The organism is Kitasatospora sp. NPDC101183, assembly GCF_044767945.1.
Classification (GTDB): domain Bacteria; phylum Actinomycetota; class Actinomycetes; order Streptomycetales; family Streptomycetaceae; genus Kitasatospora.
The window spans coordinates 85,465-97,808 of record NZ_JBIWOW010000008.1; the positions used below are offsets into that span (position 1 = coordinate 85,465).

At 75.1% G+C, this 12,344-nt stretch carries 10 protein-coding genes and 1 pseudogene; 9 read left to right on the forward strand and 2 right to left on the reverse strand.

Annotated elements, in window-relative coordinates:
* The first annotated feature begins 80 nt into the window (after window positions 1–80).
* From ACIRRS_RS12920 to ACIRRS_RS12960, 9 genes and pseudogenes are all read left to right on the forward strand, one after another.
* Window positions 81–1,031, forward strand: coding sequence for an MBL fold metallo-hydrolase (locus ACIRRS_RS12920; protein WP_402969021.1), 951 nt, complete (start codon window positions 81–83; stop codon window positions 1,029–1,031).
* An 11-nt stretch (window positions 1,032–1,042) separates the two neighbouring features.
* A pseudogene (locus tag ACIRRS_RS12925) lies at window positions 1,043–1,977 on the forward strand (NTP transferase domain-containing protein).
* Between the two features lie 20 nt (window positions 1,978–1,997).
* The gene (locus ACIRRS_RS12930) at window positions 1,998–3,182 is read left to right on the forward strand and encodes a molybdopterin molybdotransferase MoeA (protein ID WP_402969675.1); all 1,185 of its coding nucleotides are present in this window, start codon (window positions 1,998–2,000) and stop codon (window positions 3,180–3,182) included.
* Window positions 3,183–3,264: 82 nt separating this feature from the next.
* Window positions 3,265–4,323, forward strand: a complete 1,059-nt coding sequence (locus tag ACIRRS_RS12935) for a potassium channel family protein (RefSeq protein WP_402969023.1) — start codon at window positions 3,265–3,267, stop codon at window positions 4,321–4,323.
* 36 nt (window positions 4,324–4,359) lie between these two features.
* Window positions 4,360–5,337, forward strand: a complete 978-nt coding sequence (locus ACIRRS_RS12940; protein ID WP_402969026.1) for an NAD(P)H-quinone oxidoreductase — start codon at window positions 4,360–4,362, stop codon at window positions 5,335–5,337.
* Between the two features lie 137 nt (window positions 5,338–5,474).
* Entirely contained in the window at window positions 5,475–6,131 is a 657-nt protein-coding gene (locus ACIRRS_RS12945) for a hypothetical protein (protein WP_402969029.1), read from the forward strand.
* Window positions 6,132–6,361: 230 nt separating this feature from the next.
* The gene (locus ACIRRS_RS12950; protein WP_402969032.1) at window positions 6,362–6,973 is read left to right on the forward strand and encodes a bacterial proteasome activator family protein; all 612 of its coding nucleotides are present in this window, start codon (window positions 6,362–6,364) and stop codon (window positions 6,971–6,973) included.
* Between the two features lie 233 nt (window positions 6,974–7,206).
* Window positions 7,207–8,631 (forward strand): protein kinase, encoded by a 1,425-nt coding sequence (locus ACIRRS_RS12955; RefSeq protein ID WP_402969035.1) that lies wholly within the window; start codon window positions 7,207–7,209, stop codon window positions 8,629–8,631.
* A gap of 112 nt (window positions 8,632–8,743) precedes the next feature.
* On the forward strand, window positions 8,744–10,441 hold the full coding sequence (locus ACIRRS_RS12960) for a protein kinase (protein WP_402969038.1): 1,698 nt from the start codon (window positions 8,744–8,746) through the stop codon (window positions 10,439–10,441).
* A gap of 10 nt (window positions 10,442–10,451) precedes the next feature.
* On the opposite strand, the gene ACIRRS_RS12965 is transcribed toward ACIRRS_RS12960, so the two are convergent.
* Entirely contained in the window at window positions 10,452–11,552 is a 1,101-nt protein-coding gene (locus ACIRRS_RS12965) for a phosphotransferase enzyme family protein (RefSeq protein WP_402969041.1), read from the reverse strand.
* 65 nt (window positions 11,553–11,617) lie between these two features.
* Window positions 11,618–12,277, reverse strand: coding sequence for a response regulator (locus ACIRRS_RS12970; protein WP_402969044.1), 660 nt, complete (start codon window positions 12,275–12,277; stop codon window positions 11,618–11,620).
* Between the last annotated feature and the right edge of the window lie 67 nt (window positions 12,278–12,344).

Here is a 12,344-nt window from a genome sequence, read left to right on the forward strand (position 1 = left end):
CGCCTCCCGCGCAATCGGGCGCCGGTGCTCCCATGCTGTAGGGCGCAGTACGACCGACCGCCGAGCAGAGGGAGCAGCCCGTGACGTCGTCCCCGCCCGAGGAGGGCTCCGGCGCACAGCGGGCGGAGGCCGAGCGCGAGCCGGAGGCCGTCGACGCCGTGCGGCCGTTGGAGATCGCCGTCTTCACCGGGCCCGAGTCGGCCTTCTTCACGACCTCCACGCTGATCCTCGGCGAGCGGACGGCGATCCTCGTCGACGCCCAGCTCACCCGCAGCGCGGGGCGGGAGCTGGCCGAATGGGTCGCGGGCAAGGGCCGGCGGCTACTCGCCGTCCTCGTCACCCACCAGCACCCGGACCACTACTTCGGCGCGGAGGAGGTGCTGCGGCTCTTCCCCGAGGCGCAGCTGCTGGCCGCGCCCGCCGTGGTCGAGGGCATCCGGCGCACCGTCGCCGCGAAGGTCGCCCAGTGGAAGCCGGTGTACGGCGACGACATCCCCGACCACCCGCTGGTCCCCGCGCCGCTGCTGCCGCAGCCGCTGATGCTCGACCAGCAGGTCATCCCGGTGATGCTGCTCGGGCAGGCCGACTGCGGGGACGCGACCGTCGTCCACGTGCCCAGCATCCGCACGGTGATCGCGGGGGACTTCGTCCACAACGGCACCCACGTGTGGACGGCCGACACCACGCCCGGGCAGCGCACCACCTGGGGTCACAACCTCGACCGGATCGCCGACCTCGGCGCGGACCGGGTCATCGCCGGGCACCGCGCGCCCGAGCAGGGCGACGACGCGGCGCGGGTGATCGCCTTCACCGGGGAGTACCTGCGGGACTTCGACCGGCTGCTGGCGGAGCACCCGGAGGACGCGGAGGGGCTGGTCACCGCGATGAGCGAGCTGTACGGGGAGCTGACGCTGCCGTCCTTCCTGGAGCTCGGCGCGGTGGCGAACACCGGGCGGGCGGAGGAGACCGAGCCCGAGACCGAGACCGAGGGCGAGCCCGTCGAGGAGCCCGCTGCGGAGCCCGAGGACTAGATACTGGCCGCATGACGCCGTACGACGTGATCGTCCCGGCCGGCGGGGCCGCCCGGCGGCTGGGCGGGGCCGACAAGCCCGGCCTGCTGGTGGGGGAGAGCACCCTGCTCGACCGGGTGCTCGCCGCCTGCGCGGGTGCCCGGACCGTCGCCGTGGTCGGGCCGGAGCGGCCGACCGTACGGGCCGGGGTGCGCTGGACCGGGGAGCGGCCGCCCGGCGGCGGGCCGGTGGCGGCCGTCGCGGCCGGGCTGGCACTGGTGGACGCCCCGGTGGTGCTGCTGCTGGCCGCCGACCTGCCCTTCCTCGACCGGCGGACGGTGGAGCGGCTGGTCGGGGCCCTGGACGGCGCGCAGGCGGAGGCCGCCCTGCTGGTCGACGCCGGAGGACGGGAGCAGCCGCTGACGGCCGCGTACCGCACCGATGCCCTCCGTACGGCCCTGGACGCGCTCGGCGACCCGGCCGGCCTGCCGCTGCGCCGCCTGGTCGGCGGGCTGGGGCGCGTGCTCGTCGCGGACGTGGACGGCGCGGCGGAGGACTGCGACACCTGGGAGGACGTGGAGCGGGCCCGCGGCCGTGCGTCACGGGGGCGCACGGGGGGTGGGGCGGGGTTGTGAGGGAAACGACGCGCGCCGCACACGGGGGGAACACCTCCGGGAAACCGACCATCGGGCAGCATGGGCGCATGGAGCGCACGCTGGATGACTGGATCGCCGAGGTCAGCGCCGACCTGGGCATCGACCTGGACGTGGACGTCCGGGGCCTGCTCGACATGGCCCGGGTGGTCGCGCACGGGGTGGAGCGGCCTGCCGCGCCGTTGACCGCCTTCCTGATCGGCTACGCCGCCGCGCAGCGCGGCGGCGGGCCGGAGGCCGTCGAGGAGGCCTCGCGGCGGACGGTGGCGCTCGCCGAGCGGTGGGCGGCCGCCGCCGGGCCGGGCGAACCGTGAGCACGGTCGGGCAGACCACGATGGCCGCTGCGCCGACCGGCTCCCCCGTGCTGGGCTGGGCGCAGGCCCGCGAGCGGGCGCGGCGGGCCGGGCTGCGGGCGCTGCCGCCGGTCGGCCTGCCGCTGGCCGAGACGCTCGGCCGCACCCTCGCCGAGCCGCTCGCCGCGCTCACCGACCTGCCCGCCTTCGACACCTCCGCGATGGACGGCTGGGCCGTCGCCGGCCCCGGCCCCTGGCGGGTCGCCGGGCGGGTGCTCGCCGGTCGGGCCGAGGCCTCCGCGCTGGCGGACGGCGCGGCCGTGGAGATCGCCACCGGCGCCCAACTGCCCTCCGGCGCCACGGCCGTGCTGCGCCGTGAGCACGGGCGGACGGACGGCACGCTGCTGCACGCCTGCGGCCCGGGGCCGGTGACCCCCGGCCAGGACGTGCGCCCGCGCGGCCAGGAGTGCCGCAGGGGCGAGGAGTTGCTGCCCGCAGGAACCCCCGTGGGGCCCGTCGTGCTGGGTCTGGCCGCCGCCTGCGGGCACGACCGGCTGGCCGTGCGCCGCCCGCCCGTCGTCCAACTCCTCGTCCTGGGTGACGAGTTGCTCGCCTGCGGGGTGCCGGGGGAGGGGCTGGTGCGGGACGCTCTGGGGCCGCTGCTGCCGCCCTGGCTGCGGGCGGCCGGCGCCGAGGTGGCCGAAGTCCGGTGCGTGCGCGACGACTTCGGGCTGCTGCGGGACGCGCTGCGGCACTGTGACGCGGACCTGGTGCTCACCACCGGCGGCACGGCCGCCGGGCCGGTCGACTTCCTGCACCGGGCGCTGGCCGAGGCCGGGGCCCGGCTGCTGGTGGACGGCGTGGCGGTCCGGCCCGGGCACCCGATGCTGCTGGCCGAACTCCCGGGTGGACGGCACCTGGTGGGCCTGCCGGGCAATCCGCTGGCCGCCGTCGCCGGGATGGTGACGCTCGCCCTGCCGCTGCTGCACGCCCTCTCCGGGCGCCCCGCCGCCGGGCCCGCCCCCGCGCGGGCGGCCGTCGCCCTGCCCGGGCACCCGGTGGACACCCGGCTGCAGCCGGTGCGGCGCACCGTGGACGGCGTGGTGCCGCTGGCCTTCGACGGCCCGGCGATGCTGCGCGGCCTGGCCAGGGCCGAGGCACTGGCCGTCCTGCCGCCCGGCGGGGTGGCGGCGGGGGAGCCCGTCGAGCTGGTGGAGGCACCGTGAGCGAGCGGTGGGGGTACCCCCGGCCGGAGATCGAGAGGTGCGTGCTCGGCGAAGCGGCTGCCGAGCGACGCGAGGTGGGCGCATGAGCCGTTTGCGCAGAGTGGCCGCGCCGGGGACGGAGCCGTGGGCGGACGCCGGGATCGTGCTGCCCGCCCGGCGGTCGGAGCCGGCCCTGCGGCAGGTCGGTTCGCGGCTGCTGCTGGCGCTCCTCGTGCTGGTCGCCACCACCGTGATCGTCTACCTCGACCGCGCCGGCTACAACGACAACGCGGGCGGCGAGCTCAGCTTCCTGGACGCGGCGTACTACGCCACCGTGACGCTCTCCACCACCGGGTACGGCGACATCACGCCGTACAGCGAGGGCGCCCGGCTCACCAACATCCTCGTGATCACCCCGCTGCGCGTGGTGTTCCTGATTATCCTGGTCGGCACCACCCTGGAGGTGCTCACCGAACGCACCCGCCTGCAATGGCGGTTGAACCGCTGGAGGTCCGCCGTGCGCGAGCACACCGTCGTCATCGGCTACGGGACGAAGGGGCGCAGCGCCGTCGACACCCTGATCGGGCAGGGGGTGAAGAAGGAGGAGATCGTCGTCGTCGACCCGCAGCGCAAGGTGGTCGACCACGCCGCGCAGCATGGGCTGGTCGGGGTGGTCGGCGACGCGACGCGGACGGACACCCTGGTGCGGGCGGCCGTGCCCACCGCGGCCAGGATCGTCGTCGCCCCCGAGCGGGACGACACCGCCGTCCTGATCACCCTGACGGCGCGACAGCTGAACAAGGGCGCCACGGTGGTCGCGGCCGTGCGGGAGGACGAGAACGCGCCGCTGCTGCGGCAGAGCGGGGCCGACGTCGTGGTCACCAGCTCCAGCTCGGCCGGGCGGCTGCTCGGGATGTCGATGCTCAGCCCGAACGCCGGGGCGGTGATGGAGGACCTGCTGACGTACGGGAACGGGCTGGACGTCGTGGAGCGGCCGGTCACCCGGGCCGAGGCCGGGCACAGCCCGCGCGAGTGCGCGGAGCTGGTGGTCGCGGTGGTCCGGGGCCGTCGGGTGCTCAACTACACCGAGCCGGAGGCCGCGGTGCTGCAGCTCACCGACCGGGTGATCGTCATCAGGTCGAGCGAGCGCAGCCGGGCCTGACGCCCGCGCCGACGGGCCGCGCAGTAGGTTCGGGGCATGCATGCGATGACGATTCCCGTGCCCGGCGGCCCCGAGGCCCTGGTGTGGTCCGAGGTGCCCGATCCGGTGGCCGGCGAGGGCGAGGTCCTGGTCGAGGTGGCGGCCACCGCCGTCAACCGGGCCGACCTGCTCCAGCGGCAGGGCTTCTACAACCCGCCGCCCGGCGCCTCGCCCTACCCGGGGCTGGAGTGCGCCGGGCGGATCGTCGCCCTCGGCCCGGGGGTGTCCGGCTGGGCCGTCGGCGACGAGGTGTGCGCGCTGCTGTCCGGCGGCGGGTACGCCCAGCTGGTGGCCGTGCCGACCGGGCAGCTGCTGCCGCTGCCGAAGGGGCTGGACGCCGAGCAGGCGGCGGCGCTGCCGGAGGTGGCCTGCACGGTCTGGTCCAACGTCTTCCTCACCGCGCACCTGCGCCCGGGCGAGACGGTGCTGCTGCACGGCGGCGCCAGCGGCATCGGGACGATGGCGATCCAGCTGGCCAAGGCCGTCGGCGCGAAGGTCGCGGTGACGGCCGGCAGCCCGGAGAAGCTGGCCCGGTGCGCGGCGCTGGGCGCGGACGTGCTGATCGACTACCGCGAGCAGGACTTCGTCGAGGCCGTTCGGGAGGCCACGGACGGGGCCGGGGCGGACGTCATCCTCGACATCATGGGCGCGAAGTACCTGCAGCGGAACGTGGACGCCCTGGCCGTCAACGGCCGGCTGGTGATCATCGGACTGCAGGGCGGGGTGAAGGGCGAGCTGGACCTCAACGCGCTGCTGCGCAAGCGGGCCGCGGTGATCGCCACCAACCTGCGCGGTCGGCCGCTGGCGGAGAAGGCGGCGATCGTGGCGGCGGTGCGGGAGCACGTGTGGCCGCTGGTCGAGTCCGGGGTGGTGAAGCCGGTGGTCGACCGGGTGCTGCCGCTGACGGAGGCCGGGGAGGGGCACCGGGTGCTGGAGGCGGGGCAGCAGGTCGGGAAGGTCGTGCTGCGGGCCTGAGGGCTCGCAGGAGGGCTCGCGAGGGCCCGAAGGGGTGCCCGAAATGCCCTGAATGCCGGAGTGTGTGAGGCTGGTCACGAGCTGTCCCGCCGCCGACCCGCCCCGGGCGGGGTCGGCCGTCGGAAGGACCTCCGACCGTGGCCGCACCTTTCTCCGTGCTCCTCGCTCGCCGTCGTAGTCGCCGTCGTCACCACCGTTTCCGTCTCCGTTCCTCGCCGTTCGTCGCGGCGGCCGTGCTGGGGCTGACGCTCCCGCTGGCCGCCGCGACGGTGGCGGTGGCCGCGCCCTCGCCGTCCGCCGCACCGTCCGTCCCGCCGTCGCCCTCCGCGGCCCCCGCCTCGCCCGTCCCGCCCGCCGCCTCCCCGTCCGGGAGGGCCACGCCCACGCCGGAGGCGGTGCCGCCGCGGCACCCGATGCCGCACTCCCGTCCGGACAACGGCGATGCCCGGGCGGTCCGGCACCGGCCCGGCTCCGCGCCCGAGCGGGCGGACACGGCGGTGGAACAGGCCCCGGACCTGGCCGTGGACCAGCTGCCGGAGCAGGCGCCCGACCAGGCCGTGGACCAGGCCCCCGAGGCCGACCCGGGGCCGGCGGACGCCCCCGCACCCACCGAGGACACCTCCGTGGAGAGCGTGACGACGGCCTCCGGCCAGGCCGTGGCCGCCCCCGCCGCCCCGATCGTGCTGCCCGCGCACTGGCACGACGCCTCGACGGTCCAGCTGCCGCTCGGCGCCGGCCTGGGCCTGATCGGCTGCGGCCTCGGCCTGGTCGGCCTGCGCCTGCGCCGCACCTGAGGGCGGCGCGCCCGGGGCGGGGACCGGGATCGGCGGGGCCCCGGCCGGGCCCGGGGAGGGGCCGGGCGGGAAGGGGCGCGGGGGCCAGGAGGAGGATGGGGCGCGAGATCTGAGTATCCGTACGGATTCCGGTGGGCCGCCCGGCGGCGTACGGTCGTGGTCGAGGGGCAGGACGGCGGGGCGAACGGGGGCTTCCGCCGGACCAACCCCAGTGAGAGAGAATGTTGTTCATGACGAATCCGATGAACGAGCGCTCGTCGCAGGAGCCCTTCCGGGCCGGCGGCGGGCAGTCGCAGGACGGCCAGAAGGTGCTGATCGTCGGACCGGACGGGATGCCCGTGGGGCAGGGGTTCGCCGACGTGACGGGCGGGGACGACGAGGGCGGCATGCCCCGTGAGCTGCCGGTGACCGAGATGGTCGAGCAGCCGGCGAAGGTGATGCGCATCGGCAGCATGATCAAGCAGCTGCTGGAGGAGGTGCGGGCGGCGCCCCTCGACGAGGCGAGCCGGGCCCGCCTCAAGGACATCCACGCCAGTTCGATCAAGGAGCTGGAGCTCGGCCTCGCTCCCGAGCTGGTCGCGGAGCTGGAGCGGCTGGCGCTGCCGTTCTCCGAGGACTCCATCCCGACGGAGGCGGAGCTGCGGATCGCCCAGGCCCAGCTGGTCGGCTGGCTGGAGGGCCTCTTCCACGGCATCCAGACCGCCCTGTTCGCCCAGCAGATGGCGGCCCGCGCGCAGCTGGAGCAGATGCGCCGGGCGCTGCCGCCCGGCCTGAACGGCGGGGAGCCGGACGAGGACGAGCCGGGCCAGGGCCGCGGCATCCGCTCCGGCCCGTACCTGTAGCCGTGCCCGCGGGCCGCACCGGCGGCCCGCGCCCGGGCGCGGATCTGTAGCCTGCCGGTCCGGCCCTGGGCCGATCGACGTCGGCACGAGCCGATACCCTGACCCCTGTCGTCGGCCGAAGCCGCCGCGACAGGGGTCCGCCGGGCCAGCGGAGCGTGGCCCACCACGTCGTACGGACGAGACCGAAGTTCACGGTCGCGGCACCGCGCCGCGTCGAGGGGGAGCAGAGCACCATGAGCGAGCACGGCAACGCGGCGGTCGAGGGCTCCTCCCTGGGCAACGGCCGCTATGTGCTGCAGCGGCTGCTGGGCGAGGGCGGCATGGCCTCCGTGCACCTCGCGTACGACAGCGTGCTGGGCCGGTCCGTCGCGCTGAAGAGCATGCACAGCGAGCTGGGCCGGGACGAGTCGTTCAAGGAGCGCTTCCGCCGCGAGGCCCAGGCCGTGGCCCGGCTGGAGCACCCGAACATCGTCACGGTGTACGACAGCGGCGAGGACGTCGCCCCCGACGGCTCCAGCACCCCGTACATCGTGATGCAGCTGGTCGACGGCAAGGGCCTGCGCGACGCGATCAACGAGGCGGTCGCCGAGCACGGCGCGATGCCGCCCGAGGAGGCCCTGCGGGTCGTCGTCGGCGTGCTGAACGCGCTGGAGGCCTCGCACGACATGGGCCTGGTGCACCGCGACATCAAGCCCGGCAACGTCATGTTCGACCGCAAGGGCAACATCAAGGTCATGGACTTCGGCATCGCCCGGGCGCTGGAGTCCGGCGTCACGTCGATGACGCAGACCGGCATGGTGGTCGGCACCCCGCAGTACCTCTCGCCCGAGCAGGCGCTCGGCAAGCCGGTGGACGCCCGCTCCGACCTGTACTCGGTCGGCGTGATGCTCTTCGAGATGATCACCGGCCAGCTGGTCTTCGACGGCGACTCGGCCTTCTCGATCGCCTACAAGCACGTCCAGGAGGAGCCGCCGGCGCCCTCCAGCCTGAACCCCTCCGTCCCCCCGGTCGTGGACGCCTACGTCGCGCAGGCGCTGCGCAAGGACCCGGCCCACCGCTTCCAGAGCGCGGACGCCATGCGGGACGAGGCGGAGCGGCTCATCGCGGAGCTCAAGGGCGGCGGCAGCGGCCAGCAGCTCAAGGCCAGCACCCCGCTGGTGATCGGCGAGGGCCCGCGCTCGGCGCACGCCGCCCCGCAGGCCCCCACCCCGGCCCCGCAGGCCCCGCCGGCGCCCCAGGCCCCGCGGACGCCGCAGCCCTTCCCCGGGCAGCAGTTCCAGACCCCGCCGCCGCCGGCCTACCGGACGCCGGCCCCGCAGCCGCAGTACCCGCAGCAGGCGGCGCAGCAGCGGCCGCCGTACCAGACCCCGCCGCCCGCCTACCCGACCCCGCGCCCCGGCTTCCCGCAGCCGGCGCACACCCCGCCGCCGCGCCCGATGCCGCCCTACCAGCAGCCGAAGGCGCCCTCCGGCGGCGGCTGCTCGACGGCCGTCGTGGTGGTCACGATCATCGTCGGCATCCTGGTGCTGGCGGGCATCATCATCGCCATCGTGGTCAACAAGGCGAACGACAAGACCAACGGCAAGGTCATGCACGGCGCTCCCCCCGCGACCGTCCTGGTGGTGGGCGCCTCGGCCGACCGGAATGCCCTGATCTGACGGCCTTCGCCCACCCCGGGCGTTCCACGGCCTCCCGCCGGAGGCGGTAGCGTTCGGGGATACGCAAGCGACAGGGCACCGCGATCCGAGCGAAGGCCCGGGGCGAGGAGCGATGGCACAGACCCAGCAGCCGGACGACGACGGCGGGGCCCGGGCGGACGGCGGAACCGGCGTGACGCCGGGGATTCCCGCGCCCGGCGACGAGGCGGCCACCTCCGCGCTGCCCCCGGTCTACGGGGGAGGCCCGCATACCCCCGGCCGTGGCACGGCGGCCCCGCTCGGCACGGTCGGCGACGGCCGCTACCGGCTGACGCACCGGCTCGGCCGGGGCGGCATGGCCGAGGTGCTCGCCGCCGAGGACGTGCGGCTCGGCCGCACCGTCGCCGTCAAGCTGCTGCGCGGCGACCTCGCCCAGGACGAGGTCGCCCGGCTGCGCTTCACCCGCGAGGCACACGCCGTCGCCGGGCTCAACCACCACTCGATCGTCGCGGTCTACGACACGGGCGAGGAGTACAGCGGGGACGATTCCACGCCGTACATCGTGATGGAGCTGGTCGAGGGCCGCACCGTCCGCGAGCTGCTGGTCGACGAGGCCGCGCCGCCGGTGGACCAGGCGCTGATCATCATCGCCGGGGTGCTGGAGGCGCTCGCCTACAGCCACCGCAACGGCATCGTCCACCGCGACATCAAGCCCGCCAACGTGATCATCACCAACGCCGGCGCGGTCAAGGTGATGGACTTCGGCATCGCCCGGGCGCTGACCGGCGGGGCCACCACGATGACCCAGACCGGCATGGTCATGGGCACCCCGCAGTACCTCTCGCCCGAGCAGGCGCTCGGCAAGCCGGTCGACCACCGCTCCGACCTGTACGCGGCCGGCTGCATGCTGTACGAACTGCTCGCGCTGCGCCCGCCGTTCATGGGCGACACCCCGCTCTCGGTGGTCTACCAGCACGTCCAGGACCAGCCCGTCCCGCCCTCGCTGGCCAACGGCCGGGTGCCGACGGGCCTCGACCAGCTGGTGCTGCGCTCGCTGGCGAAGAACCCGGACGACCGCTTCCAGGACGCGGACGAGTTCCGCGCGCACGTCCAGCACGCGCTGCGCGAGATGCACGCCGCCGGGCCCGGCTGGGTCGGCGGGGTGCCGGGCGACACCGGGGCCACCCAGGTGCTCCGGCCGGCCGACGGGACGGCCGCCACGGCGGCCTTCGGCGCGGTCGGCGCCGTCGGCCCGGGGGACCAGACCTCCGTGCTGCCCTACCCCGGCGGCCCGCACAACCCGGCCCCGCCCTACCAGGGCGGCCACGGCGACGACGGCTACGGCGGGCACGGCGGCGGGTACGACGACCACGAGGACGGGCACGGCAGGCGGCGCGGCTTCTGGGCCGCGGTGGCCGGTGCGGCCGCCGTCCTGATGGCGGCCGGGATCGGCATCGCGGTGGCGCTCAGCGGCGGCGGCGGGGACGGCGGCACGAAGACGCCGCACGAGAACGTGCCGGTGGTGAGCACCACCGAGCCCAGCCCGACCGCCCAGAACGGCGGGCAGACCCCGGTGGCGCCCAACTCCGGGACGAAGAAGCCGCAGCAGCCGACCGACACCGGCAACAACGGGAACGGCGGCGGGAACGGCGGCAACACGGTGCCGTCGCCGACCTCGGGCAAGCACACCAACTCGCCGTCGCCGACGCCCACTCCGACGCCGACGCACTCGGCGACCAACACCCCCTCGGCCCCGCCCACCGACAAGCAGACCACCCCGTCGGCGCCGCCGCCGACCGGAGGGGCGACGACGCCTGCGGGGAAGCCGTAGGAGGGATCGGTCAGTTGGCGAAGGCGTCCAGGACCTGCTCGTACTCCTGGCACCACCACGCCAGCTGCCCCGCCGAGGCGGGATAGAGCGGGTCGGCCCGGTGGTCGGCCCGCTGGTAGCGCCACTGGAGCATCCAGAAGTCGTTCAGCCGCTCCCACCAGACCCGGTGCGCGGCGGCGGCCAGGTGCTCGGCGGTGGCGGCCCCGGTGGCCCGGTACGCCTGGGAGTAGCGGCGGACCCGGACGAGGTCGAGCACCCCGGTCGCGCGGTCGTTGAAGAGCAGGGTGGCCGCGCGGACGGCCTCCTCGGCGCGCGGCTGCGGGCCGAGCTTGTCCCAGTCCAGGACGGCGGTGACCTGCCCGCCGTCGGCCTCCGGGCCGTACAGCAGGTTGAGCCCGTGGAAGTCCCCGTGGGTCCAGCCGGTGGGCGGGGCGGCGGCCGGGGCGGGGCGGCGGTGGGCGTGTTCGGCGAGCAGTTCAAGCCGTTCCGTGAGCCGGCGCTCGACCAGGGTGTCCAGGTCCCCCCGAGGGTGGTGCTCGCGGGCGCGTCGGCGCAGGTCGCGGGCCAGGTCGGCGCTGTCGGCGGGGTCGGCGCTGCGGTAGCCGGCGGGCTGGTCGAGGGGGGCGCAGACGTCGTCGAGCGCGCCGTGCAGTCGGCCGAGCAGCGCGCCGAGGGCGTCGCACCCCGGGAGCGGGAGCTCGGTTCCGTGCCGGTGCGCGCCCTCCACCCAGGGGAAGAGGGCGAACAGGCGCCCGCCCAGCCCGACCACGGTGTTCGAGCGTGCGGTGCAGGTCAGCGGGGGTGTGACGGGAAGTCCCAGGGCGAACAGGTCGGCGGTGGCGCGGTGGTGGGCGAGGATCTTGGGACGGCTGGCGGTGGCGGTGTCGACGTAGCACTTCAGGAAGTACGAGCCGGCCTCGGTGGTGACCCGGTAACCCCGGTTCAACAGGCCCTCCGCGACCGGTTCGGCGGTCAGCGGTCTCCCCACGGGGTAGCGGTCCAGGACCTCGGCGAGTGCGGTGTGCGGGACGGGTGGGCTGAGGGTCCCCATCGGTGGTGCGGCGAGGTCGGGGCGGGCCGGGGCACAGGCGAGGGTCTGGCTGAAAGTCACAGCCAGAGGTTATGGCCACAGTGCAGGGGTCCTTGACAAACCGTCAGGACTGTGCAGGGGATTGGTCAGTACTGGTGGTCGGCCTGGCGCCGCGCCACGAAGGCGGCTGCCTGGGTCCGTCGCTCCATGCCCATCTTGGCGAGCAGACTGGAGACGTAGTTCTTCACCGTCTTCTCGGCCAGGTGCAACGCGTTGCCGATCTGACGATTTGTCATACCCTCGCCGATCAGGTCGAGGATTCGCCGCTCCTGCTTGGTGAGTTGTGCCAAACGCTCGTCCTCCTTCTCGCCGCCGTCGCGCAGCCGGGCGAGCACCCGGCTGGTGGCCACCGGGTCGAGCAGCGAGCGGCCCGCCGCGACGTCCCGGACGGCGGTGATGAGGTCGGTGCCGCGGATCGCCTTCAGGACGTAGCCGGAGGCGCCCGCCATGATCGAGTCGAACAGCGCCTCGTCGTCCGAGAAGGACGTCAGCATCAGGCACTTGATGTCGGGCATCCGCGACCGGATCTCGCGGCAGACCTCGACCCCGTTGCCGTCGGGAAGCCGCACGTCGAGGACCGCGACGTCGGGGTGGACGGCCGGGATCCGGGTGATCGCCTCGGCGGCCGTCCCGGCCTCGCCGACCACCTCGATGTCGTCCTCGACCGAGAGCAGGTCGTGCACGCCCCGCCGGACCACCTCGTGGTCGTCGAGGAGGAAAACCCTGATATGTCCGTTGTCAGTCACGCCCAAAGCCTCCCATATCACCGTACGACAGGCCTCCCTCCCGGCCGGGGGTGGTGATGTGATCGAG